This is a genomic window from Methylobacterium oxalidis (genome assembly GCF_007992195.1).
Classification (GTDB): Bacteria; Pseudomonadota; Alphaproteobacteria; order Rhizobiales; family Beijerinckiaceae; genus Methylobacterium; species Methylobacterium oxalidis.
Genome location: NZ_BJZU01000019.1, coordinates 1 through 24,685, shown reverse-complemented (window position 1 = coordinate 24,685; position 24,685 = coordinate 1). Strand labels below are relative to the sequence as shown.

The window sequence follows — 24,685 nt, the reverse complement described above, 5'->3', positions numbered from 1 at the left end:
CGGCCGCGCGGCAACCTTCACAGAGCCGTGGGTCTAGGCCCTTCTGCGGGCGAAAAAGCGGCACGACGCTTGTTTGGAGCTGTTCCAAATTATATATTGGAATCGGTCTAAAGAAGGCTTCCTGAATGCCCGCCGCTCTCTCCGCCACCGCCGCTTCCGATGTCGGCGCCGCCGAACGCCACCGGGCGTTCGTGCTGCAATATGTCCAGCCGGCCCTGGCCGGCCTCATCGACGGGTCCGTCTCGACGCTCGCCCCGATCTTCGCCGCGGCCTTCGCCACGCACAGCAACGGCGCGACCTTCCTCGTGGGCCTCGCGGCCTCCGTCGGCGCCGGCATCAGCATGGGCTTCACCGAGGCGCTGTCGGACGACGGGCAGGTCACGGGCCGCGGCTCGCCCACGATTCGCGGCGCGGTCTGCGGCGTCGCGACGGCGCTCGGCGGACTCGGCCACACGCTGCCCTACGCGATTCCCGATTCCTGGCCGAACGCCTTCCTGCTCGCGACCGGGCTGGCCGTGGCGGTGGTGGTTCTCGAGCTTCTGGCGATCTCGGCCATCCGCACGCGCTACATGGCGACGCCGTTCTGGCGCGCCTCCCTGCAGGTGGTGCTCGGCGGCGTGCTGGTGCTGCTGGCGGGCGTCTTCATCGGCAGCGCATGAGGCGCACCGCGCGCGTCCGTCGCGGCCCGGCCGCGCTTGACGCACGCGCCCCGAGCCGCGATGCGGGGCCCGCGCAATGCGCGCGGTGATCGCCCGGCTCCATGTTCCGTCTCGCCCATCTCACCGACCCGCATGTCGGACCGCTGGCCCGGCCCCGGCTGCGGCAGCTCTTCAGCAAGCGGGCCACCGGCTACGCCAACTGGCGCCGCGGGCGCTCGCGCAGTCACGACATGGAGGTGCTGGCGGCCCTCGTCGCCGACATGCGCGAGCAGGCGCCGGACCACGTCGCCTGCACGGGCGACCTCTGCAACATCGGCCTGCCGAGCGAGTGGGAGACGGCCCGCGTCTTCCTCGAGGCCCTCGGCGCGCCGGAGCGCGTCAGCTTCGTGCCCGGCAATCACGACGCCTACGTGCGCGGCTCGCTCGAGGGCCTGCTCGGCACCTGCGGCCCCTGGACGGCGGACGACGAGGGGGGCTGCGGCCTCTTCCCCTATCTGCGCCGCCGCGGCCCTGTCGCCCTTGTCGGCCTCTCCTCGGCGATCCCGACGAAGCCCTTCGTCGCCACCGGGCGGCTCGGAGAGGCTCAGATCGCGGCCGCGGAGACGCTGCTCGTCGGCTTGGCGCGGGAGATCGAGCCTCCGTGCCGCGTGGTGATGATCCACCACCCGCCGCACCCGGGCGGCGCCGCGGCGGGCCGCGAGCTCAAGGACGCGCAGGCCTTCACGGCGATGATCGGTCGGGCCGGCGCGGAACTCATCCTGCACGGCCACAACCATGTCGGCAGCGTCGCCTACATGCCGGGACCCGGCTCGGTCGCCGTGCCGGTGGTGGGCGGACCGTCCGCCTCGGCGCGCACGGGCGGCCGGCACGCGGACCTGCCCGGCCGCCGCGCCGCCTACTACCTCTACGATGTCACGCGGGAGGGCGGGCGGCACCGCATCACCGCGACGAGCCGCGGCCTGAACGGCAGCGGCCGCATCGAGGATCTGGGCCCGCTGACCCTGTCGGATCCCTGAGGGCGCCCGCGCGGACGCATCGGCTTCGCCGCTCCGGGACATCGCGGGAACGCCCGGAACCCGAACGCCGCAACGGAACGCGAGAGGGGCGGAGCCTGATGTCAGGTGTCCCGGGTTCCGCTCGCGCGGCGCTCCCGGGACGGGGTCATGGCGGGTCTCGGGAACCCCGCCTCAACCTTCCGGAGGCAGCAGGGCGTCACGGCGCTGGCGGGCGATGGTGGCCTCGTAGCGCTCGGCCTGCAGCCGTGTCAGCCCTGCGATCAGAGCGGTCGGCCCGCGGTAGACCGTGTAGGTGCCGTCCTGGGTCGGTTTCACACGAATCATCTCGGACATGGGAGCCACCCTGCCTTGGAGGTTGATCGTCGAACGCTGTCACGATGGCCCGACGTTAACCTGCCGTTCACACGGCGCAAGCCCTCCGCAGTACCTTCTACCTAAGTATTTCCGCTGCGCTGCGAAATGGAGGCCGGGCCCTGAACGTCCGCCTGTGCGGCGCCTCGATTGAATTCTCAAGCAAAAAGCGTGGCCGTTCGCGGCGTGCTGCGGCGCAGGAAGCGCCGCATTCGCAGCGCGCATTTTGCGTGGTGATCGGCTATGGTCCCCGCTGAGGCCGACCGGAAGAGGGCCGCAGAGGGGGAAATCCGTGGCGTGCCGGCATCGGCATCCGGTACGGGACTTGCCCGCTCTCCTTCGGTCGGAGAGGCTTCGCCTCGGCAACGTGACGACGCGAGACAGCGCCGAATGGATGTGTTCGTACAGCAGCTGATCAACGGGCTGACGCTCGGGGCGATCTACGGTCTGATCGCGATCGGCTACACGATGGTCTTCGGCATCATCGGGATGGTGAACTTCGCCCACGGCGACGTCTTCATGGTCTCGACCTTCATCGCGCTGATCGGCTTCCTCATCCTCACCACCTGGCTCGGCGTCGCCTCGGTGGCCGTGGCGCTGCTCATCGTCCTCATCATCACCATGCCGCTCACCGCGCTCTGGGGCTGGGCGATCGAGCGGGTGGCCTACAGGCCGCTGCGCGGCTCCTTCCGGCTGGCGCCGCTCATCTCGGCGATCGGCGTGTCGATCTTCCTGTCGAACTTCGTGCAGGTGGCCCAGGGCGCGCGCAACAAGCCGACCCCGCCGATGCTGAACGGCGGATTCACCCTGTTCGAGCGCGACGGCTACGCCGTCACCCTCTCCTACAAGCAGTGCCTGATCATGATCGTCACGGTGCTGCTGCTCGCGGGCTTCTGGTACCTCGTCCAGCGCACCGCCTTCGGCCGGGCGCAGCGCGCCTGCGAGCAGGACCGCCGCATGGCGGCGCTCCTCGGCATCGACGTCGACCGCACGATCTCCCTGACCTTCGTCCTCGGGGCCGCGCTCGCGGCGGTCGCGGGCGTGCTCTACCTGCTCTACTACGGCGTCGTCTCCTTCTCGGACGGGTTCGTCCCGGGCGTGAAGGCGTTCACCGCCGCCGTCCTCGGGGGCATCGGCTCGCTGCCCGGCGCCGTGCTCGGCGGGCTGATCATCGGCCTCATCGAGACCTTCTGGTCCGCCTATTTCTCGATCGAGTACAAGGACGTCGCCGCCTTCTCGATCCTCGCTATCGTCCTGATCTTCATGCCCTCGGGCATCCTCGGCCGGGCCGAAGTCGAGAAGGTCTGAGCGGCATGGCCGACGCGATGCGGGAGGGGACGGCGCGGGGCGCGGGCCTCGCGGAGATCCTGCGGGACGCGGGCCTCTACGCCCTCGTCACGCTCGGGCTGTGCATCCCGATCGTGAGCTACCGGACCGATCTCAGCCAGACGAGCGCCCTCGACCTGACCCCGCGCTGGGGCGTCGTCGCGGGCCTGTGCGGGGCGATCTTCGCGCTGCGCCTCGTGCAGCGAATGGTCCTGCTGCGCCGGGACGCCCGCCGCGCCCTCACGCCCGCGCCCCGCCAGGCCACGGAAGCGGTGGACGCGACGCCGAACGCGGGCCAGCGCATCTCCGGGCTCGCGCTGCCGCTCTTCCTCGGCGCCGCGCTGGCGCTCCCCCTGGTGGCGGCGCTGGCGAGCGGCGGCCTCGGGCCGGCGCGATACTGGATCGACCTCGGCATCCTGATCCTCACCTACGTGATGCTCGGCTGGGGGCTCAACATCGTGGTGGGGCTCGCCGGCCTCCTCGACCTCGGCTACGTCGCCTTCTACGCGGTCGGCGCCTACACCTACGCGCTGCTCGCCACGACCTTCGGCCTGTCCTTCTGGCTCTGCCTGCCGCTCGCGGGACTCGCCGCGGCGCTCTGGGGCATGCTGCTCGGCTTCCCGGTGCTGCGGCTGCGCGGCGACTACCTCGCCATCGTGACGCTCGCCTTCGGCGAGATCATCCGCCTCGTGCTGATCAACTGGGTCGATCTCACCGGCGGCTCGGCCGGGATCTCCTCGATCCCGCGGGCGACCTTCTTCGGTATCCCGTTCACGGCCGGCCCGAACGGCTTCGCGGCGACGTTCGGCCTGAGCTTCGACGCGATGCACCGGAACGTCTTCCTCTACTACCTCATCCTCGCCCTGGCGCTGATCACCAACGGCGTGACGCTGCGCCTGCGCCGCCTGCCGATCGGCCGCGCCTGGGAGGCGCTGCGCGAGGACGAGATCGCCTGCCGCTCGCTCGGCATCAACACCACCACGACGAAGCTGACCGCCTTCGCGCTCGGCGCCATGTTCGGCGGCTTCGCTGGCTCGTTCTTCGCGGTCCGCCAGGGCTTCATCAGCCCGGAGAGCTTCAACTTCCTCGAGAGCGCGATCATCCTGGCGATCGTGGTGCTCGGCGGCATGGGCAGCCAGGTCGGCGTGGCGGTCGCTGCCATCGCCATGGTCGGCGGGCCCGAGCTGCTGCGCAACCTCGGCTTCCTCAAGGCGGTGTTCGGCGAGGGCTTCGACCCGAACGAGTACCGGCTCCTGCTCTTCGGCCTCGCCATGGTCGCCATGATGGTCTGGCGCCCGCGCGGCCTCATCTCGGTGCGGATGCCCTCGGTGGCGCTGACGCAGCGCCGCGGTGTCTCCGGCGCCCTCGTGCGCGAGGGCCACGGCTGATGTCGGGCGTGATCGACCCGCGCGAGCCTGTCCTCACCGTCGAGCATCTCTCGATGCGCTTCGGCGGCCTGCTCGCCGTCAACGACCTCTCCTTCGAGGTCCGCCGCGGCGACATCACCGCGCTGATCGGCCCGAACGGGGCCGGCAAGACCACGGTCTTCAACTGCATCACCGGCTTCTACAAGCCGACCGAGGGCCGGCTGACGCTCGCCCACGCGGACGGCGCCCGCCACCTGCTGGAGCGGCTGCCGAACCACGCCGTCAACCGCCGCGCCCGGGTCGCCCGCACCTTCCAGAACATCCGCCTGTTCTCCGGCATGACGGTGCTGGAGAATCTCCTGGTGGCGCAGCACGCGCCGCTGATGCGCGCCTCCGGATTCACGGTGCTGGGGCTCCTCGGCCTCGGCGGCTACCGGGCGGCCGAGCGCGCCGCGATCGAGCGGGCGCGCCTCTGGCTCGACCGGATCGGCCTCACGCCCCGCGCCGACGACCCGGCCGGGGACCTGCCCTACGGGGCGCAGCGGCGCCTCGAGATCGCGCGGGCCATGTGCACGGAGCCGGTCCTGCTCTGCCTCGACGAGCCTGCCGCTGGCCTCAACCCCCGCGAATCGGCCGAGCTGACCGAGCTTCTGCGCCGCATCCGGGCGGACGGCACCTCCGTGCTGCTCATCGAGCACGACATGTCGGTGGTCATGGAGATCTCCGACCACGTCGTCGTGCTCGATTACGGCGTGAAGATCGCCGACGGCACGCCGGGCGCCGTGCGCACCGACCCGCGGGTCGTTGCCGCCTATCTCGGCGTCGAGGACGAGGAGGTGGAGGCGGTCGAGGCCGAGGTCGGCCTCGTCCTGCCGAGCGCGGGAGCCGAGGCATGAGCGTCGCCGGCATCAACGTCCTCGTCGAGGAGACCCGCGCCCGACAGGCGGCCGCCGCGGGCAAGCTCCTCTCGGTGCGGGGCGTCTCGGCCTATTACGGCAGCGTCGCGGCGCTCCGCGAGGTCGACGTCGAGGTCGGCGAGGGCGAGATCGTCACGCTGATCGGCGCCAACGGGGCCGGCAAGTCGACCCTGATGATGACGATCTTCGGCTCGCCCCAGGCGCGGACTGGCCGTATCGCCTTCGCGGGGGAGGACATCACGCGGCTGCCGACCCACGCCATCGCGCGGCTCGGCATCGCGCAGTCGCCAGAGGGGCGCCGGGTCTTCCCGCGCATGAGCGTGCAGGAGAACCTGCAGATGGGGGCGAGCCTCCACGGGGGGCGCCATTTCGCGCAGGATCTGGAGCGGGTCTGCGCCCTGTTTCCTCGGCTGAAGGAGCGGCTGCAGCAGCGGGCCGGCACCATGTCGGGCGGCGAGCAGCAGATGCTCGCCATCGCCCGCGCCCTGATGAGCCGCCCGCGCCTCCTCCTCTTCGACGAGCCCTCCCTCGGCCTCGCACCGCTCGTGGTGAAGCAGATCTTCGGCGCCATCCGCGATCTCAACCGGCGCGAGGGCATGACGATCTTCCTCGTGGAGCAGAACGCCTACCACGCCCTCAAGCTCGCCCACCGGGGCTACGTGCTCGTCAACGGGCGCGTCACCATGAGCGGCACGGGCCGCGCCCTGCTCGACGATCCCGCCGTCAAGGCGGCCTACCTGGAGGGGGGACTGGTGGAGGCGTCCGACATCGTGGAGGCGAAGGGCTAGGCCATGCCGGCGGACCTGTTCGAGGGCTCGCCCCTCCTCTTCCTCCTCGTCACCGTGGTGATGGGCGGCTGGGCGGCCTGGATGACGGCCCGCGGCATCGCGCGCACCTGGCGCCCGTTCTGGCAGTGCGTGCCGGCGCTGCTGGCGGTGGCGGGCGCCGTGCGCTTCATCCACTTCGCGCTCTTCGAGGGCACGCTGCTCTCCGGGCCCCGCTACGTCGCGGATGCCTGCGTGGTTCTGGCGATCGGGGCGGTCGCCTTCCGGTTCACCCGCACTCGCCAGATGACCACCCAGTACCGCTGGCTCTACGAGCGCACCTCGCCGCTGACGTGGCGGGAGCGGGTGGGGACACCTTAGAATTGCGTCCCGCGCCCTCCGGCGCGGGCAGGCACAGGAAGGGGACGTGAGATGAGGACGATGGTGCTGGCGGGCCTCGCGCTCGGCCTTCTGGTCTCGAGCGCGCAGGCACAGATCAAGATCGGCGTCGCGAGCCCGATCACCGGCGGCTCGGCCGCCTTCGGGGCGCAGATCCGCAACGGCGCCGTGCAGGCCGTGGAGGACATCAACAGGGCGGGCGGCATCAAGGGCAAGAAGTTCGAGCTCTCGACCGGCGACGACGCCTCGGACCCCAAGCAGGGCGTGTCGGTGGCCAACAAGCTCGCCTCCGAGGGCGTCACCATGGTGGTGGGCGACTTCAACTCCGGCGTCTCGATCCCGGCCTCCGACGTCTACCAGGATGCGGGCATCATCCAGATCACCCCGGCCTCGACGGCGGTGAAGTTCACCGAGCGCGGCAACTGGAACACCTTCCGCACCTGCGGCCGCGACGACCAGCAGGGCGCGGTGGCGGGCGAGTACCTCGCCAAGAACTTCAAGGACAGGAAGGTCGCCTTCGTCCACGACAAGACGCCCTACGGCAAGGGGCTGGCCGACGAGACCCGCAAGGTCTTCCGGGCCAAGGGCGGCAAGGACGTGGTCTACGAGGGCATCAACCCGGGCGAGAAGGACTTCTCGGCGCTCGTCTCCAAGTTGAAGCAGGCGGGCATCGACATCGTCTATTTCGGCGGCATCCACACCGAGGCCGGGCTCCTGATCCGCCAGATGCGGGACCAGGGCCTGCAGGCGACGCTGATGGGTGGCGACGGCATCACCGACAAGGAGTTCGTGCAGATCGCCGGCCCCGGCGCCGAGGGCACGCTGATGACCTTCTCGCCCGACGCCCGCAAGAACCCGAACGCCAAGGACGTGGTGGCCGCCTTCAAGGCGAAGGGCATCGATCCGGAAGCCTACACGCTCTACTCCTACGCGGCGGTGCAGATCCTCGCCAAGGCGATCGAGGCGACGGGCTCGACGGACGGCAAGGCGCTCGCCGACTACCTGCACCAGGGCAAGCCGACCCAGACGGTGATCGGCGACATCGCCTACGACAAGAAGGGCGACATCACCCGGCCGGACTACGTCATGTACGTCTGGAAGAGGAATGCCGCCGGCAACATCGACTACAGCGGCAACGAGGTGACGCAGTAGCGGACCGCCCGGCGCGGACGGCCGGCACGCCCGGCGCCGATGGGCGTCCTGTTCGTCCTGGCGGTCGGCCTCGTGGCCGGCGTGATCAGCGGGATCGTCGGCACCGGCTCCTCGATCATGCTGGTGCCGGTGCTGGCCGCCGTCTACGGGCCGAAGGCGGCCGTGCCGATCATGGCCGTCGCCGCCCTGATGGCGAACGTCTCGCGGGTGCTGGCATGGTGGCGCTCGGTCGACCGCCGCGCCTTCTTCGCCTACGGGGCGCCGGGGGCGCTCGCCGCCGCGGCCGGCGCCCGGACGCTCCTCGTGCTGCCTCCGCGCGCGGTCGATCTGGCGATCGGCGCCTTCCTCGTCGCGATGATCCCGGGCCGCCGCTGGCTCGCCTCCCATCTCGTGCGGCTGCGGCTGATCCACCTCGCCCTCGGCGGCGCCGTGATCGGCTTCCTCACCGGCATCGTGGTCTCGACGGGGCCGATCTCGGTGCCGCTCTTCGTGGCCTACGGCCTCGCCAAGGGCGCCTTCATCGGCACGGAGGCCGCCGGCTCGCTCGCCGTCTACGCGAGCAAGACCCTGACCTTCCGGGGCGCCGGCGCCCTGCCGACGGAGGAACTGGCGAAGGGGCTCGTGGTGGGCGCCTCGCTGATGGCGGGCGCCTTCCTCGCCAAGCCCTTCGTGCTGCGGCTCTCCCCCGAGACCTTCCGGTTCGCGATGGACGGGCTAATGCTGCTCGCCGGGCTCAGCATGGTCTGGAGCGGCCTCTCCCCGGGCTGAGGCCGAGCGGCGATTTCATCCCGCGTGCCGGCGCGGCCATCGGTCCCGCCGGCGCGTCCCGGGTGCCGCGGAGCCTCGTCTCGCGGGAAGACGGCGTGCGTCATCAATCGCTTGAGGGCTCTCTACAATGTCCGGCATCTTGAAGATGCCGCCGGCCGGGGCATTGCGTTCCGGCCCCGCTTCGGCAAAGTCTTGGGCGGAGAGGGGGCCTTGGCCCGAAGCAGCGTGATGGCCGTGCCGGAGAATCAGCTTTCCGAGTTCCAGACGACCGTGTCGGGTCTCGCCCGCGCCGCCGCGCGCGATGAGCGCCTCGCCACCGACTACGCGCGGCTCGCCGCCTACATGGCCCAGGACGGACGTCCGTCGGCCGTCGACCTGTTCGAGGGCCTCAGCCGCCACCACGCCATCCGCGCCCTGGAAGAGCGGGGTCAGCTGGAGGCGACCGTCCACGCCCAGCACGACCGGGCCGAGTAGGCCCGCTCCGCCTCAGGCGGCCGCCGGACGCGACACGCTGACGAGGCGCGAGGCCGTGACCGCGGGCCGCAGCGGCGGCATCGCCGCCATCGCCGCCGGCATGATCGTGGCCGGTTCGGCCTCGACCCGGTCGCGACCGGCGTTCTTCGCCCGGTAGAGGGCCGCGTCGGCGGCCCGCAGGAGCGCGTCGGCGGTCAGCCCCTCCGCGCGCCGGTCCGTGTGCGCGGCGCTCACGCCGACGCTCACGGTGACGAAGCCGTGGAGCCCGAGGCCCGGATGCGGGATGGTCATTCCGGCCACCGCCCGCCGCATGCGCTCGCCGGTCTCGCTTGTGCCGGCCTCCGTGAGGCCGGGCACCAGGGCGACGAACTCCTCGCCGCCGTAGCGCGCGATCAGGCCGCCCTGCGCCGCGATCGGGCCCCGCAGCGCCTCGGCGACCCGGATCAGGCAGGCGTCCCCGGCCGCGTGGCCGGCGGCGTCGTTGAGGAGCTTGAAGCGGTCGATGTCGACGATGAGGATGCCGAGCCACTCGCCGGCCTCCGCACCGGACTCCCAGTGCGCGCGCAGGCGCTCGGTGAAGAGGCGCCGGTTCGCCACGCCGGTGAGAGGGTCCGTCTCGGACAGGATGGTGAGGCGTGCATTCGCCTCGGCCAGGGCCTCGGCCTGCGTCTTCTCGCGCAGGTCGAAGAGGAAGCTGCGCTTGGTCTCCCATTCCCGGGAGTAGGCGAGCTTCAGCGGCACGAGGATCAGGCTGGCCACGAGGAGCGGCACGCCGGTGCCGCCGCTGTCGCTCAGCCCGAAGCCGACCGTCCCCACGACGTAGAGTGCGAAGCTGCCGAAGCAGAAGACGAGGCTGTGCCGGAAGGAAAGCGGCGCGATCATCCCGACCACCAGCGGCACGATGGCGGCGAGGATCAGGTAGGTGTGCGCGTGCTCGGGCGGAGCGATCCGCGCGCTGTTGAGCACGATCGCCATGTCGGCGAGCCCGGTCACAAGGACCGCGCCCATCTGCACGCGCGCCGAGGGGCGACCCCGCAGGATCACGATCGAGGCGACGGCGAGCGGCAGGAAGAGGCCGAGGGTGAGGCCGGCCGGAACGGCGATCGCCTCCGGGCCGAAGGCGTCGAGATCGACCTTCAGCGACAGGACGTTGAAGGCGATGAAGATCACCATCCACGACTGGAGATACCAGCCGGCCGGCGGCAGGGTCTCGGCGTGGTAGCGCGCCTCCAGCACCGCCGGCAGGCGGAGTTCGTACCAGCGCCGGTTCAGGCCGGCCTCGATCATCGCGTTCATGCGGCGGACGGCTTCATCCTTCCGGTCCGCGGGCACGATACCGTCGTGTTTCCTCACCGAGAGTAAAGATGATTGCCGAAGCGCAACTTCTGCAAGCGAAACCGGGCAAGCGAAACCGGGAAAGCCGCTGCATCAAGAGCGCTACGAACCCATCAGGCAACCAAGGTGCTGAACCAAATCACCGCATCGAAGACGATCCGCAGTCAGCATGAGAAAATATAATTCAGGAACGATGCGGTTTCAAAGCGTAATTTGACGAGATAAACTTATTGAACTCCGGACTGTAGGCAGAGATTTTGCATGTTTCGCAAAATTTTTGCTCTGGATGATTGTCGATTGTTGCGCCCATGGCAGCTCGGCTGCTGTCGAAGCTTGAGAGTCCATCGACCCCTACGCTCCTCACGGGGGATGGCTCCGCTCGACGGCCGCGCGTTCGATTCCCGCACCTTTTGGGTGGCATCGCGCACCCGCGACGGATTGGCTTGAGCCGATCACCGGCGTTCAGGCCGCGCGGTCGCCGACGGAACCGTCCAGCCTGCCCGTCGTTCGCTTGCCATGGGCGCCGCGTGCGCCGGTACAACTTCAGGAGGAAAACTTGGCTGTTGATAACGATCGCGTCGAAGGCTCCGCCACCAACCTCGGCGGCAAGGTCAAGGAAGGCGCCGGCCGCCTGACGGGTGACGAGAAGCTGAAGAACGAGGGCATCGCCGATCAGGTGAAGGGCAAGGTCCAGAACGCCGTCGGCAGCGTGAAGGACGTGCTCAAGGGCAAATAGCAGCCCTGTCGAACACCCCGCGCGTCCCTTACCGATCGCGCGGGGTGCTTCAGTAGCCGAGAGACATCAGAGTGAAAGCCGTCGCGAAGACGCCGCTCACGGTCACGTAGAGCGACAGGTTGAGCAGCGCGGCGGCGGGATCGGGAGATTGGCGGCGGGTCATGGCGTTCGGCTCTGCGGGTATTTCCCGAGGCGTTTCCTAGCGCCGGAGCGGCACGCAAGGGTTGCGTTGGCGCACATGCGCCGCCGGGGAGAGCGGGCCGGCCGCCATCATGGTCAACGGTTGGTGAAAGCCGGATCCGGTCAGTGGATGTCCGCGCTGGCGACGCCGTCGAGGCCGTGCGTCACCTGGCGGCTCACCTCGAAAGCGGCGAGCTCGACCGCCTTGCGAGCGGAGCGGCTGCTCGCCTGCAGCGTCCGCGCCTGCGCGGCCAGGATGTGCTCCGCCGCGATCTCCTGCCGCGAGGGCGGCAACCGCGAGAGGCCGGCCGGCGGCGGCAGGAGCCGGCCCACGAGGCCGTCGGCCCGCGTGCCGGAATCCAGGATCTCGTTGACGCAGCCGAGAAAGCCGAGAAAGCTCCCGCGATGCGGGTCGAGGCGCGGCATGGCGGCCGCGGCCACCCAGACGGGCCGCCCGTCGATGTCGATCAGCCGATAACGGCAGCTGAACTCACGGCCCTCGGCGACGGCGCGCGCGACGAGTGCGCGCACGAGCTCGACATCCTCCGGGTGCACGGCCCGCACCCAACCGTAATTCGCCGCGCTGCGCGCGTCCTGCCCGGTGATCTCGCCCCATCCCGGGCTCAGGTAGGCGAGTGTCCCGGCGGCGTTGGTGGTGAAGATCATGGATCGGATGCGGGAACGGGGGCCGCCACTTTTGCGTGCGTCGTCCGGATACTGCAATGGAAAATGAGCGCATCCACAGTCCAGCCGGACTGACACGGGCGCCTTGCCGAGGCGCGGTCCGGCCGTCAGAGGCCGCCGGCCGCCGGGCTTCAAGCCGGATGAAGGCTCTCCAGGGCGTCACAGGCGGCCGGCACGCCGTCGCTGCCCGCCATCCGCGCCCGCACCGCGGCGCAGGCGCCCGCCACCTGAGGAGCCGTGAGCAGACGGCGGATCTCGGCTGCCGCCCGCCGCGGGGTGAAGCGGCGCTGGCTGAGCGCGCTGCCGACGCCGAGGTGCCTCAGCCGCTGCGCCTCGTCGAAGTGATCGAAGGCGACGGGGACCACCAGTTGCGGGATCCCGGCGGCGAGGCCCTGGGCGACGGTGCCGATCCCGCCGTGGTGGATGAGCGAGGCGCAGCGCGGCAGCAGGCGGCTGAACGGCGCGTAGGAAACGTGCAGGATGTCCGCGGGCAGGCCGGGCGGAACCTGACCGTCCTGCGGCGCCAGGAGGACGCCGCGCCGTCCCATCCGCCGGCAGGTCCGCACCGCGGTCTCGAAGAATTTGCGGCCCTGACGCATGGCAGAGCCGTAGGTGAAGGCGAGGGGCGCCTCGCCCGCGTCGAGGAACGCGGCGAGGTCCGGGCTGAGATCGTCCGCGTCGCCGAACCGGTCGGCAAGCGGGAAGCCGACCTGCACGGCCTGGGCCGGCCAGTCGGGTTGCGGCGGCACGAACCAGTCGGCGAAGGTGAGGAGCACGCGCAGGGGAGAGTTCCACCAGTGGCGCAGGCGGCGCACCGGCGGAAGGCCGAGCCGTGCGCGGAACGCGTTGAGTTCGGGCAGGACGGCGGGCCCGATCACGTAGGTGTCCGCGCCGCGCCCGAGCCAGTGCCGGAACCGGGGCGGCAGGAAGCCGGGCAGGGGAAACCCGGGCAGGATCGGGGGCGCGTGGCGGCTCTCCACGAGGAAGGGCATGAGGTGCACCGTGGCGAGCGGCAGCCCGAGCTTGTCCTGCGCGACGCGGGCCCCGAGGCTCAGCGTCGAGCCGACGACGATGCCCTCGCCCGGGCGCCAGGTCTGCGCGAGCCACGCGTAGGTCGGCTCCGTCAGCAGGGAGACGTAGCGGAAGGCGGCCTTCACGCCCCGGCGCGGGTGCCAGAGTTCCGGCTCCGCCGCGAAGTCGGCGTAGTCCGCCCGGGTTCCGAGCGGGTGGAAGCCGAGCCCGGCCCGTTCCGCCATGGGCGCGAAGGGCGCGGGAGCGGCGAGCGTGACCGCGTGGCCGCGCCGGTCCAGTTCGGCGGCGAGGGCGAGGAAAGGCAGGACGTCGCCGTGGCTGCCGATCGCGACGAGAAGCACCCGCATCGGCGAGAGAAGACCGGGACAGCCCCGATTCCGCCTTCACATTTGTGTCGTCGTCCCCTCAGCCGCCGAGCGCGAAGGCGATGCGGGTGAGGAGCGTGTAGCTCGCCTCGAACGTCATGATGGCCACGAAGACCAGCAGGGCGGCGGGCGGTACGAGGATCGCGTAGACGAGGGCCAGGCGCTCCCAGGCCATGTGCATGAACACCGCCACGATCAGCCCGGCCTTCACGATCATGAACAGCAGGATCAGGAACCAGCGCAGGCCGCCCTGCAGATGGAAGTAGTCGACGAGGTAGGAGCAGGCGCTGAGCACGAAGAGCCAGCCCCAGACCAGGAGGTAGAGCCGGATCGGGTGGGACTGCCCCGTCTCGTGCGCCGCGCCGGCCGACATGATCCCACTCCCTACCAGAGATAGAACAGGGCGAAGATGAAGACCCAGACGAGATCGACGAAGTGCCAGTAGAGGCCGGCGATCTCCACGTTCTCGTAGCGGCCGCGCTGGCTCGTGAAGAAACCCCGCCGGCCGGTGTCGAAATCGCCGCGCCAGACCTTCCGGGCGATGACGAGGAGCGCGATCACCCCGATCGTGACGTGCGTGCCGTGGAAGCCCGTGATCATGAAGAAGGTCGAGCCGAACTGGTCGGCACCCCAGGGATTGCCCCAGGGCCGCACGCCCTCGTGGATCAGCTTCGTCCACTCGAAAGCCTGCATGCCCACGAACATGGCGCCGAGAAGCGCCGTCGCGAGCATCAGCAGGGCCGTCTTCACGCGCTCCTGCCGGTAGCCGTAGGCGACCGCCATCGCCATGGTGCCGCTGCTGGAGATCAGCACGAAGGTCATGATCGCGATCAGGATCAGCGGCAGCTCGGTGCCGCCGATCTCGAGGGCGAAGACCTTGCTGGGGTTCGGCCAGGGCAGGGTCGTCGACATCCGGACCGTCATGTAGGAGAGCAGGAAGCAGCCGAACACGAAGGTGTCGCTGAGGAGGAAGATCCACATCATGGCCTTGCGCCAGGAGGCGCCGCGGAAGGCCTGACGGTCCGCGGACCACTCGTCCGAGAGGCGCCGCCACTGGCCCGGCCGCGTCTGTGCGGCGGTGATGGATCGGAATGCGAAGCCGGTCATGCTCACCTCGCTCCTCAGGCCGGGCTGCACAGGGCGTAGATCCAGCCCGACCAGGGCGTCCGGAACAGGAGGCCGAACAGGACGAGCCAGATCCCCAGAAGGGCGTCGACGTAGAGGGCGCAGAGCGCGACGCCGAGGCGCGCGGTCTCGGTGCCGGGCGCGCCCGCGGCGCGGCGCGCCACCGCGCCGAGGGCAACGAGCCCGCCGCCCACGTGCAGGGCGTGGAGCGCCGTGAGCAGGTAGAAGAAGGCGCTGCCCGCCCCGGAGGCCGGGCCGGCGCCGAGCGCGAGGAGATTGCGCCAGGCCAGCGCCTGCCCCACGAGGAAGCCGAGGATCGCCGTGCCGGCGGCGGCGAGCCAGAGCAGCAGGGCGTCGCGCCCGCCGCGCTCCGCCGCGGCCCGGCCCGCGTGCAGGGCGAAGCTCGCGAGCACGAGGAGCGCGGTCGTCAGCCAGAGCAGGCGCGGGTCGGGCAGGATCTGCCAGGCGTCGCGCGGCACGCGCATCGCGTAGGCCGCCACGAGGAGCGCGAAGAGCAGCCCGATCGCCGCGAGCAGCACCGTCACGCCGAGCCGGGCGGCCGGGATCCGCGCGGGCTCCGGCGGCAGGTCGAGGGCCGAGCCGGTCTCCAGCCAGGGCTTGGCGCCGAGGCGCTGCCGCATCAGCCAGGGAGCGGAGAGGGCGGCCAGGGCGGCGAGATAGGCGAGCACGAGCGTCATGGCGCGCTCACGCGGGTGCCGCGACGGGACCGGGGGACCGGTCCGGACGGATGTCCGGCTGGTTCTGCGGGATGAAGTCCTGGGCGGCGCCCGGCACGCTGTAATCGTAGGCCCAGCGGTAGACCACCGGCAGCGCAGGCCCCCAATTGCCGTGCGGCGGCGGCGTCTGCGGGGTCTGCCACTCCAGGGTGGTCGCCCGCCACGGGTTGCCGCCGGCCGGCGCGCCGTGCCTGAGGCTGTGCGCGAGGTTGAAGAGGAACGCGATCTGGGCGGCGCCCACCAGGAAGGCGACGACGCTGACGAAGGCGTTCAGGGTCGCCACGGACGGCGTCGCGAAGCTCAGGCCCTCGATGTCGAAGTAGCGGCGCGGGACGCCCATCAACCCGAGATAGTGCATCGGGAAGAAGATCGCGTAGGCGCCGAGGAAGGTGGCCCAGAAGTGCAACTGGCCGAGCCGCTCGTCGAGCATGCGGCCGGTGACCTTCGGGTACCAGTGATAGATTCCGCCGAAGATGACGAGGATCGGCGCGACGCCCATGACCATGTGGAAATGCGCGACGACGAACATCGTGTCCGAGAGCGGCACGTCGACCACGACGTTGCCGAGGAAGAGGCCGGTCAGGCCGCCGTTCAGGAACGTCACGATGAACGCGATGGCGAACAGCATCGGCAGCGTGAGGTGGATGTCCCCGCGCCAGAGCGTCAGCACCCAGTTGTAGACCTTGATGGCGGTCGGGATCGCGATGACGAGCGTCGTCGTGGCGAAGAAGAACCCGAAGTACGGGTTCATGCCGCTGACGTACATGTGGTGCGCCCAGACCACGAAGCTCAGCGCGCCGATGGCGACGATGGCCCAGACCATCATCCGATACCCGAAGATGTTCTTGCGCGCGTGGGTGCTGATCAGGTCCGAGACGATCCCGAAGGCGGGAAGCGCCACGATGTAGACCTCCGGGTGGCCGAAGAACCAGAACAGGTGCTGGAAGAGGATCGGGCTGCCGCCGCCGTAGCGCAGGCGCTGCCCCGCCTCGATGATCGCCGGCATGAAGAAGCTCGTGCCGAGCAGCCGGTCGAGGAGCATCATCACGGCGCCGACGAACAGGGCCGGGAAGGCGAGGAGCGCCAGGATCGTCGCGGTGAAGATGCCCCAGATGGTGAGCGGCATCCGCATCAGCGTCATGCCGGGCGCCCGCGCCTGCAGTACCGTCACGACGTAGTTCACGCCGCCCATGGTGAAGCCGATGATGAAGAGGATCAGCGAGAGGAGCATCAGGACGATGCCCCATTCCTGCCCGGGCGTGCCGGAGAGGATCGCCTGCGGCGGGTAGAGGGTCCAGCCGGCCCCCGTAGGCCCGCCGGGCGCGAAGAAGCTCGCCACCAGGACGAGCACGGCGAGGAGGTAGATCCAGTAGCTCAGCATGTTCACGTACGGGAACACCATGTCCCGCGCGCCGAGCATCAGGGGGATGAGGTAGTTGCCGAAGCCGCCGAGGAAGAGCGCCGTCAGCAGGTAGATCACCATGATCATCCCGTGCATCGTGATGAGCTGGTAGTACTCCTTCGGCCCGATGAAGGAGACAAGGCCCGGAAACCCGAGCTGAAGCCGCACCAGCCACGACAGGACGAGGGCGACGAGGCCGATCGCCATGGCGGTCATCGAGTACTGAATCGCGATGATCTTCGCGTCCTGGCTGAAGACGTACTTCGTCAGCCAGCTATGCGGGTGGTAGAGTTCGACGTCGTCGATCCCGCCCTGGGGCAGGGGAGCGGCGCTCCCGAACTGCGCGTCGGCCATCGCTTCAGCCTCCTCACCGCACCGGCGGCGCCTCGCGGCGCGCGACCCTGCGTCCGCGCTCGCCGCCGCCGGCGAAGTTCGCGAATGTCGTCTGCTCTCGGAGCCAGGAGCTGTAGGCGGCCTCGCCCTCCACGACCACGCGGCCGCGCATGGCGTAGTGATTGGTGCCGCACACCTCGTTGCACAGGGCGTCGAAGGTGCCGGTGCGGGTCGGCGTGAACCAGAAATACGTGACCATGCCGGGGATGATGTCCATCTTAGCCCGGAACTCCGGCACGTAGAAATTGTGAACCACGTCGGTGGAGCGGAGCAGGACCTTCACGGGCCTGCCCAGCGGCAGGTGCAGGTCCGCGTCGATGACGAGGTCGTCGCGGGCAGCCGCGTCCTGCGGGTCGAGGCCGAGCGGGTTCTCGTCGCTGACGTGCCGGATGTCCGAGGCACCGAGGCGCCCGTCGGCGCCGGGCAGCCGGTAGGCCCACCGCCATTGCTGCGCGACGATCTCGATCTCGGAGGCGTTCTGCGGCACGCGCACGAACTGGTTCCAGACGAACAGCCCGGGTGCCAGCAGGGCGGCGACGCCGAGCGCCGTGAGCCCGGTGAGCCAGCCCTCCAGGCGCCTGTTCTCCGGCTCGTAGGCGGCCCGCCGGCCCGGGGCGTGGCGGAAGCGCACGAGGCAGTAGGCGACGAACAGCACGATCGCCGTAAAGACGAAGCCGGTGATCCAGAAGGTGATGATCAGCGTGGAGTCGATGTAGCCCCAGTTCGAGGCGATCGGTGTCCACCACCACGGGCTCAGGAGATGGAAGGCGATCGATCCGAGGGCGATCAGGACGAGAACCAGCGCCATCACGGTTGCCTCCCGCACCCCACTTCCCGCCCGGACCTCCGTCGGCGGAGGCGTGCGGCCTCACGATCCTCCCGTCCGGCCCGTATCCGCGCGCCGCCCGCCCCTCACGGGGCGACCGTGCGCCGGTACAGGTGCCACGTCGCGTGCCCGAGGATCGGGAGGGCGAGGGCGAGTCCCACGAAGAGCGGCAGCATCCCCATCACGAGGCAGCCCGCCACGATGCAGCCCCACAGCACCATTGTGCGCGGGTTGGTCCGCACCGCCTCGAGGGACGTCTCGATGGCGGTGTGCGCGTCGGCCTCGCGGTCGACGAGCAGCGGAAGGGAGACGACGCTCACCGCGAGGGCGAGCAGCGAGAAGGCGAAGCCCACGAGGTTGCCGATGATGATCAGCGTCCACCCGCGGCGCGTGGTCAGGACGTCCTCGGCGAAGGCGAAGATCGAGGCGAAGCGCTCGTCCCCGTAGATCGCCCAGTAGAGGCCCATCGCGGCGACGAGCCAGGCCAGGAAGATCGCCATCAGGACGAGCCCGACCGTGACGATCGCGCCGGCGGAGCGCGCCTTGAGGGGCCTGTAGGCGTGCGACCAGCTCACGTCGAGCCCCTCGGCCCGCCGCCGGCTCAGCTCGTACAGGCCGATGGCCGCGAACGGGCCGACCAGGGCGAAGCCCGAGGCGAGCGGGAACAGGAGCGGGATCAGATCCTGATCGAAGGTCACGGTGGCGATGATGAGCCCCGCGATCGGGTAGATCGCGATGACGAACAGCACGTGGGTCGGCATCGCCAGGAAGTCCTCGACGCCCTTCGCCAGGGCGAACTTGAGATCCTGCGTGCCGATCGTGCGCACGCCGGGGCGTGCCTTTGCCTGATGCGGGAAGATCGCCCGAAGCGTTGCCATCGCAAAGCCCTCCAGCGGAAGACCGCTACCGGCGGCGCAGCGAGAACCGAGCTCGCCGCCGAACTCAGCGCGACTGACAGGGACTATAACTTACTTTGGTCTCCTATTTCCAGAACTTTTCATAGTCACAAAGCCGAAGCCCGGCATTTTTGGAGCAAACAAGGGTTTGTGCTTCGATGAGAAGGCGTTCTGTGCGAAGCAGGACGGAACGCGATCTTGGCCGTGACGCGAACCGGACCGTTCGGTTGCTTCGGTGTGCCGGCCGCGGCACCCGCACATCGATGCGCTTGCGAGCCAGGCTCGCCCGCGAGCGCGCCGCGCGGGATGCCTCCGAGGCGCCTCCGATGTGCTTCTCAATACGCGTAGCGCTCGCGGGCGGGCACCATCCTGCTCAGCGCCGCCTCCAGATCGGCCGTCCGGTAGGGCTTCTGGAGCACGTCGAACTCGCTCGGGTCCTGGTCCTCGCGCAGGTAGCCGGAGGTCAGGAGCACCGAGATGTCCGGCCAGCGGCAGCGGATGATCCGGCCAAGCTCGAGCCCGGTGATGGCGCCCGGCATGTTCACGTCGCTGAAGACGAGGTGCACGTCGGGATTGCTCTCCAGCGTGTGCAGGGCGTCCTCGCCGTCCTTCGCGTCGATGACCCGAAAGGCGAGGGCTTCGAGCGCCGAGACCGCGATCTGACGGACGTCGGCGTCGTCCTCCACGACGAGCACGATCCGCCCGTCCCCGGTCACCGCCTGGGCGTCGGCGGGTTCGGCCAGATCGTCGAGGCCGGCGGCCTCGCCGAGGCGGGCCGGCAGGGTGATGGTGATGGTGGTGCCCTGGTCCGGCACGCTGTCGATCGCGATGGTGCCGCCGCTCTGCTGGACGAAGCCGTAGACCATGCTGAGGCCGAGCCCGGTGCCCTTGCCGACCTCCTTGGTGGTGAAGAAGGGCTCGAAGACGCGGGCGAGGACCGAGGGCGGCATGCCCGTTCCGGTGTCGGTCACGGCGATGTCCACGAGAGATGCCGGGGCGGCGCCGGAAGCCGGCACGTCGGTCCGGCCCCGCACGGTCAGGTCGAGGCGGCCGCCCTCCGGCATGGCGTCGCGCGCGTTCACCGCAAGGTTGATCAGGGCCGCTTCGAGCTGCGCGTGATCCACGAGAACGGGCGGCAGCGCCTCGTCGAGGGCCAGCGTCACGCTCACGCGCTCGCCGAGCGTGCGCTCCAGAAGCTTGATCAGGCCCGGCATGAAAGCCTCGAACTCCAGCACCTTCGGCTGAAGCGGCGAGCGGCGCGAGAAGGTGAGCAGGCGGCTCGTCAGCTCCGCGCAGCGCTGCGCGCCGTCGAGGGCGTGCTGGATGCGCCGGTAAGCCTTCTCGTCCGGCGGCAGCGTCCGCTGGAGCAGGTCGAGATTGCCGATGACGATGCCGAGCATGTTGTTGAAGTCGTGCGCGATGCCGCCGGTGAGCCGGCCCACCGCCTCGAGCTTCGAGGCGTGCAGCAGGCTGAGTTCCAGCTCCCTTCGCTCGGTCACGTCGAACCAGACGCCGAACAGCTCGGCGGGCACGTCGTCCTCATCCCGGTTCAGCACGACCTGATCGAGGATGTGGCGCTCCTCGCCGTCGGCGTTGCGCCAGCGGTACTCGATCGCGACCGTGCCGGTCTCCCCGAGGCTCTGCAGCGCGGCGAGCGCGCGGTCCCGGTCCTCGGGGTTGAGCCGCGATTCCCACAGGGTGCCGTCGGCGAAGGCCTCGCGCGGAAAGCCGGTGATCCGCGCGATGCTGTCGCTCGTGAAGCGCAGGCGCCGGTCCGCCGCGTCGGCCGAGGCCGTGTAGAGCGCGATCGGCAGCCCGCTCAGCACGGCCGTCTGCTGCTCCTCCTGCCTGCGCAGGGCCCGCTCGGCCTCGAGCTTCTCGCCGCGCACCCTCAGGTTCTCGAGGAGGAGCCGCTTCTCGGCGGCGGCCTTCCCCTTGATCTCCTCGGTCTTGCGGTAGAGGTCGACGAAGATGTCGACCTTCGATTTCAGGATGAGCGGCTGGATCGGCTTGAAGACGTAGTCGACGGCGCCGGCCGAGTAGCCGCGGAAGATGTGGATGTCGTCCTTGTTGTGCGCCGTCAGGAACACGATCGGGACGCGCGACGAGCGCGGCCGGCTGCGGATCAGCGCGGCGACCTCGTAGCCGTCCATGCGCGGCATCTGCACGTCGAGGAGGATCAGCGCGAAATCCTCCCGCAGCGTCCGGCGAAGCGCCTCCTCGGGCGAGTCCGCCAGGACGATGTCGAGGCCCGGCTGATCGATCACCTCCGAGGCCGCGAGCAGGTTGCGGCGGTCGTCGTCGACGATCAGGATCTTGGCGCGGATCAGCGTCTCCTCCGCCGGGGTCGGCGGCTGGCCGGCCGGCTCCTCGTGCGCCAGAGTCAGGGGCGAGCGATCCATCATGGGAGGAGCTTGCCCGCGTCCGTGGGGCCGTCCGCCCGCGCGCCGTCCGCCCCGCTTCCCCGCCGCCCGAGCTGCACGCGCAGCACGGCGAGGAGCTGGTCGATGTCGACCGGCTTCGAGACGTAGTCCGAGGCGCCCGCCTCCAGGCACTTCTCCCGGTCGCCCTTCATCGCCTTCGCGGTGACGGCGATCAGCGGCAGGGTCCGGAACGCGTCGTGACTGCGGATCTCGCGCATGGTCTCGTAACCATCCATGCCCGGCATCATGATGTCCACCAGCATGGCATCCACGTTCGGATTGGCCTTGAGGAGCTCGATGCCGTCGCGTCCGTTCTCGGCAAACAGAACCTCGAGGTCGTACTGTTCCAATGCGCTCGTGAGCGAAAAGATATTCCGCAGGTCGTCGTCGACAAGGATGATTCTGCAGCCTTCGAGCGAGGCGGTTTCTTTTCGAGGGACGATGATTTGTTCGTCCGCCGGCACGGCGCCGATCGTGCGGTGCAGGAAGAGGGCGGTCTCCTCCAGCAGACGATCGGGCGAGGTCGTGTCCTTGAGGATGACCGTCGAGGCGGATTGCTTCAGGTGCTTCTCCTCGGCGGCCGTCAGGTCCTGTCCCGTGTAGACGATGATCGGCAGCTCCTCGCCGCCGTCGACGCCGCGGATCTGCTCAATCAGGTCGGCGCCGCGCATGTCCGGCAGGCCGAGATCGATGATCGCGCAGTCGAAGCGGCCGCCGTCGACGGCCTCCAGGGCCGCCGACGCCGTCCCGAAGCCGCAGACGTTCACGTCCTCGTCCTTCAGGAGGGCCGTGATGCTCGCCCGCTGGTTCTCGTCGTCCTCGACGAGGAGGAGGTTGCGCACGGGCCGCGTGATGAAGTCCTTCGAGCGCTCCAGCGCCTTCAGCAGGCCCTCGCGGTCGACGGGCTTCTCCAGGAAGCCGAACGCGCCGGCGCGCAGGCCGCGCTTCTTCTCGTCGTTGACGGAGATGACGTGGATCGGGATGTGCCGCGTGCGGGCATCGTTCTTGAGGAGGTCGAGCAGGGCCCAGCCGTCCATGTCGGGCAGGCCGATGTCGAGCGTGATGGCGTGCGGCTTGTAGCGGTGGGCGAGGGCGAGGGCCGCCGCCCCGTCCTGCGCGATCAGGCCCTTGAAGCCGCGCTCCCGCGCGAGTTCGAGGAGCACGGAGGCGAACATCGCGTCGTCCTCGATGATCAGGACGATGTAGTCGCCGTTGCCGACCGCGTGGCGGTCGTCGGCCGAGGCCGAGAGGGCGGTCGCGCCGGAGAGCTGGCGGGCGATGGCGATCCCGTTGCCCTCGCCGAACTCGGCGAGCCGCCCGGCGCCCGCCGAGGCCGGCGGCTCGAAGGGCAGGAACAGGGTGAAGGTGCTGCCCTCGCCGGGCCGGCTGTCGAGCACGATCTCGCCGCCGAGGAGGCGCGCGATCTCACGGCTGATCGCGAGGCCGAGCCCGGTGCCGCCGTACTTGCGGCTCGTGGTGCCGTCGGCCTGCTGGAACGCCTCGAAGATGATCCGCTGCTTGTCCTCGGGGATGCCGATGCCGGTGTCAGCCACCGCGAGCGCCAGCCACTGGCTTCCGGCCCGCAGCGGCGAGCCCTCGGCCGAGGCGATCGTCAGGGTGACGCCGCCCTTCTCGGTGAACTTGAAGGCGTTCGACAGGAGGTTGCGCAGCACCTGCTGCAGCCGCTTCGAGTCGGTCCGCACGACCCGCGGCAGGCCGGGGGCGAGCGCGATCTCGAAGGCGATGCTGCGCTCCACCGCGAGGTGCCGGAAGGTCCGCTCCAGGTGGTCGACGAGATCCTGCAGGGCGATGTCGCCGAGTTCGAGGGACACGGTGCCGGACTCGATCTTCGAGAGGTCGAGGATGTCGTTGATGAGCGAGAGCAGGTCCGTGCCCGCGGCGTTGATGGTCTTGGCGAATTCCCGCTGCTTGTCGCTGAGGTTGCCGTCCCGGTTCTCGGAGAGGAGCTTCGAGAGGATCAGCAGGCTGTTGAGCGGCGTGCGCAGCTCGTGGCTCATGTTGGCGAGGAACTGCGACTTGTAGCGCGATGTCAGCGCGAGCTGCTCCGCCTTCTCCTCCAGCGCCGTCTTGGCGATCGAGACCTCGCGGTTCTTGCCCTCGACCTCCTTCTTCTGGATCTCAAGGAGGCGCGCCTTCTCCTCCAGCTCCTCGTTCGTCAGCTGCAGCCGCTCGCGCTGGTTCTTCAGCAGGTCCTCCGATTGCTGCAGCGAGGCGGCCTGGAGTTCGAGCCGGTCGTTGGTCTTCTTGAGTTCCTCCTGCTGGCTCTGCAGCTCGCTCGTGAGGAGCTGCGACTGCTTGAGCAGGCCCTCGGTGCGCATGTTGGCGGCGATCGTGTTGAGCACGATGCCGATCGACTCGGTGAGCTGGTCGAGGAACGACTGGTGCGTCTCGCTGAACCGGTTGAACGAGGCGAGCTCGATCACGGCGCGGACCTCCTGCTCGAACAGGACCGGCAGCACGATGATGTTGAGGGGTGCCGCCTCGCCCAGCGCCGAGCCGATGGTGATGTAGTCGCCCGGCACGTTGGTGAGCAGGATGCGCTTCTTCTCGAAGGCGCACTGCCCGACGAGGCCCTGGCGCATCCGGTAGCGGTTCGAGAGGTTCTTGCGCTCCGTGAAGGCGTAGCTCGCCACGAGCTCGAGGGTCGGCTCCGTGCCCTCGTTCTCCACCATGTAGAAGACGCCGCGGTGCGCGCTGACCAGCGGCGCGATCTCGGACAGGATCAGGTTCGAGACCGTGGCGAGGTCGCGCTCGCCCTGCAGCATGCGGGTGAACTTGGCGAGGTTCGTCTTCAGCCAGTCCTGCTCGGCGTTCTTCAGCGTCGTGTCGCGCAGGTTGCGGATCATCTCGTTGATGTTGTCCTTCAGCGAGGCGACCTCGCCGGAGGCCTCGACCGAGATCGAGCGGGCGAGGTCGCCCTTGGTCACCGCGGTGGCGACCTCGGCGATGGCGCGGACCTGCGTCGTCAGGTTCGCCGCGAGCTGGTTCACGTTGTCGGTGAGGTCGCGCCACAGGCCCGCCGCGCCCGGCACCCGGGCCTGGCCGCCGAGCTTGCCCTCGACGCCCACCTCGCGGGCCACGTTCGTCACCTGATCGGCGAAGGTGGCGAGCGTCTCGATCATCTCGTTGACGGTGTTGGCGAGGGCCGCGATCTCGCCCTTGGCGTCGACCGAGAGCTTCCGCTTCAGGTCGCCCTGGGCGACCGCGGTCACGACGCTGGCGATGCCGCGCACCTGTCCGGTGAGGTTCGCGGCCATCATGTTCACGTTGTCGGTGAGATCCTTCCAGGTCCCGCCGACGCCGCGCACCTGCGCCTGACCGCCGAGCTTGCCCTCCG

Annotated in this window: 23 protein-coding genes and 1 pseudogene; 12 read left to right on the top strand and 12 right to left on the bottom strand. The window is 69.8% G+C overall.

Going from position 1 to position 24,685, the window contains the following annotated elements; translation table 11 throughout:
* Window positions 1–176: 176 nt before the first annotated feature.
* A pseudogene (locus MOX02_RS06430) lies at window positions 177–659 on the top strand (VIT1/CCC1 transporter family protein); the annotation flags it as partial.
* Window positions 660–760: 101 nt separating this feature from the next.
* A complete protein-coding gene (locus MOX02_RS06425; RefSeq protein ID WP_147024980.1) occupies window positions 761–1,675 on the top strand; it encodes a metallophosphoesterase family protein in 915 nt (304 codons plus the stop codon).
* Between the two features lie 171 nt (window positions 1,676–1,846).
* On the opposite strand, the gene MOX02_RS31045 is transcribed toward MOX02_RS06425, so the two are convergent.
* On the bottom strand, window positions 1,847–2,008 hold the full coding sequence (locus tag MOX02_RS31045; protein WP_170267705.1) for a hypothetical protein: 162 nt from the start codon (window positions 2,006–2,008) through the stop codon (window positions 1,847–1,849).
* A 408-nt stretch (window positions 2,009–2,416) separates the two neighbouring features.
* On the opposite strand from MOX02_RS31045, the gene MOX02_RS06420 reads away from it, so the two are divergent.
* From MOX02_RS06420 to MOX02_RS06385, 8 genes are all read left to right on the top strand, one after another.
* A complete protein-coding gene (locus MOX02_RS06420) occupies window positions 2,417–3,334 on the top strand; it encodes a branched-chain amino acid ABC transporter permease (protein WP_147024979.1) in 918 nt (305 codons plus the stop codon).
* 5 nt (window positions 3,335–3,339) lie between these two features.
* The gene (livM, locus tag MOX02_RS06415) at window positions 3,340–4,740 is read left to right on the top strand and encodes a high-affinity branched-chain amino acid ABC transporter permease LivM (protein ID WP_147024978.1); all 1,401 of its coding nucleotides are present in this window, start codon (window positions 3,340–3,342) and stop codon (window positions 4,738–4,740) included.
* Window positions 4,740–5,615: an ABC transporter ATP-binding protein gene (locus tag MOX02_RS06410; RefSeq protein WP_147024977.1), complete on the top strand. Its 876-nt coding sequence runs from the start codon at window positions 4,740–4,742 to the stop codon at window positions 5,613–5,615. The genes livM and MOX02_RS06410 overlap by 1 nt, the downstream gene beginning before the upstream one ends.
* Window positions 5,612–6,424 carry an ABC transporter ATP-binding protein gene (locus tag MOX02_RS06405; protein WP_147024976.1) on the top strand — a complete coding sequence of 271 codons (813 nt, stop codon included), beginning with the start codon at window positions 5,612–5,614 and terminating at the stop codon, window positions 6,422–6,424. The genes MOX02_RS06410 and MOX02_RS06405 overlap by 4 nt, the downstream gene beginning before the upstream one ends.
* A 3-nt stretch (window positions 6,425–6,427) precedes the next feature.
* Window positions 6,428–6,781, top strand: a complete 354-nt coding sequence (locus MOX02_RS06400) for a DUF6867 family protein (RefSeq protein WP_147024975.1) — start codon at window positions 6,428–6,430, stop codon at window positions 6,779–6,781.
* Window positions 6,782–6,832: 51 nt separating this feature from the next.
* Window positions 6,833–7,951 carry a branched-chain amino acid ABC transporter substrate-binding protein gene (locus MOX02_RS06395; protein WP_174804884.1) on the top strand — a complete coding sequence of 373 codons (1,119 nt, stop codon included), beginning with the start codon at window positions 6,833–6,835 and terminating at the stop codon, window positions 7,949–7,951.
* Window positions 7,952–7,990: 39 nt separating this feature from the next.
* Window positions 7,991–8,719: a sulfite exporter TauE/SafE family protein gene (locus tag MOX02_RS06390; protein WP_147024974.1), complete on the top strand. Its 729-nt coding sequence runs from the start codon at window positions 7,991–7,993 to the stop codon at window positions 8,717–8,719.
* Between the two features lie 210 nt (window positions 8,720–8,929).
* Window positions 8,930–9,193, top strand: a complete 264-nt coding sequence (locus tag MOX02_RS06385) for a hypothetical protein (RefSeq protein WP_147024973.1) — start codon at window positions 8,930–8,932, stop codon at window positions 9,191–9,193.
* Between the two features lie 12 nt (window positions 9,194–9,205).
* Here MOX02_RS06385 and MOX02_RS06380 read toward each other — a convergent pair whose 3' ends face one another.
* On the bottom strand, window positions 9,206–10,489 hold the full coding sequence (locus tag MOX02_RS06380) for a GGDEF domain-containing protein (RefSeq protein ID WP_147024972.1): 1,284 nt from the start codon (window positions 10,487–10,489) through the stop codon (window positions 9,206–9,208).
* 68 nt (window positions 10,490–10,557) lie between these two features.
* Between MOX02_RS06380 and MOX02_RS31040 the strand changes: the two genes are divergently transcribed.
* Together MOX02_RS31040 and MOX02_RS06375 are read left to right on the top strand one after the other, a co-directional pair.
* The gene (locus MOX02_RS31040; RefSeq protein ID WP_170267702.1) at window positions 10,558–10,701 is read left to right on the top strand and encodes a hypothetical protein; all 144 of its coding nucleotides are present in this window, start codon (window positions 10,558–10,560) and stop codon (window positions 10,699–10,701) included.
* A 383-nt stretch (window positions 10,702–11,084) separates the two neighbouring features.
* Window positions 11,085–11,264 (top strand): CsbD family protein, encoded by a 180-nt coding sequence (locus tag MOX02_RS06375; RefSeq protein ID WP_147024971.1) that lies wholly within the window; start codon window positions 11,085–11,087, stop codon window positions 11,262–11,264.
* A 303-nt stretch (window positions 11,265–11,567) separates the two neighbouring features.
* On the opposite strand, the gene MOX02_RS06370 is transcribed toward MOX02_RS06375, so the two are convergent.
* The 10 genes from MOX02_RS06370 to MOX02_RS06325 form a co-directional block, all read right to left on the bottom strand.
* On the bottom strand, window positions 11,568–12,110 hold the full coding sequence (locus MOX02_RS06370) for a PAS domain-containing protein (RefSeq protein WP_147024970.1): 543 nt from the start codon (window positions 12,108–12,110) through the stop codon (window positions 11,568–11,570).
* A gap of 149 nt (window positions 12,111–12,259) precedes the next feature.
* Window positions 12,260–13,507, bottom strand: coding sequence for a glycosyltransferase (locus MOX02_RS06365; RefSeq protein WP_147024969.1), 1,248 nt, complete (start codon window positions 13,505–13,507; stop codon window positions 12,260–12,262).
* A 58-nt stretch (window positions 13,508–13,565) separates the two neighbouring features.
* Window positions 13,566–13,898, bottom strand: coding sequence for a cytochrome C oxidase subunit IV family protein (locus MOX02_RS06360; protein WP_147024968.1), 333 nt, complete (start codon window positions 13,896–13,898; stop codon window positions 13,566–13,568).
* 11 nt (window positions 13,899–13,909) lie between these two features.
* On the bottom strand, window positions 13,910–14,632 hold the full coding sequence (locus MOX02_RS06355) for a heme-copper oxidase subunit III family protein (protein ID WP_147024967.1): 723 nt from the start codon (window positions 14,630–14,632) through the stop codon (window positions 13,910–13,912).
* Between the two features lie 14 nt (window positions 14,633–14,646).
* Complete coding sequence (locus MOX02_RS06350) at window positions 14,647–15,348, bottom strand: cytochrome c oxidase subunit 3 (protein WP_147024966.1); 702 nt, start codon at window positions 15,346–15,348, stop codon at window positions 14,647–14,649.
* Between the two features lie 7 nt (window positions 15,349–15,355).
* Entirely contained in the window at window positions 15,356–17,143 is a 1,788-nt protein-coding gene (gene ctaD, locus MOX02_RS06345) for a cytochrome c oxidase subunit I (protein ID WP_147024965.1), read from the bottom strand.
* Between the two features lie 13 nt (window positions 17,144–17,156).
* Window positions 17,157–17,990, bottom strand: coding sequence for a cytochrome c oxidase subunit II (locus MOX02_RS06340; RefSeq protein ID WP_147024964.1), 834 nt, complete (start codon window positions 17,988–17,990; stop codon window positions 17,157–17,159).
* A gap of 104 nt (window positions 17,991–18,094) precedes the next feature.
* Window positions 18,095–18,886 carry a DUF2189 domain-containing protein gene (locus MOX02_RS06335; protein WP_147024963.1) on the bottom strand — a complete coding sequence of 264 codons (792 nt, stop codon included), beginning with the start codon at window positions 18,884–18,886 and terminating at the stop codon, window positions 18,095–18,097.
* Window positions 18,887–19,239: 353 nt separating this feature from the next.
* Window positions 19,240–21,309, bottom strand: a complete 2,070-nt coding sequence (locus MOX02_RS06330; RefSeq protein ID WP_147024962.1) for a response regulator — start codon at window positions 21,307–21,309, stop codon at window positions 19,240–19,242.
* Window positions 21,306–24,685: response regulator (locus tag MOX02_RS06325; RefSeq protein ID WP_147024961.1), on the bottom strand; the 3,380-nt coding region annotated here is incomplete at its 5' end. The genes MOX02_RS06325 and MOX02_RS06330, both read right to left, overlap by 4 nt.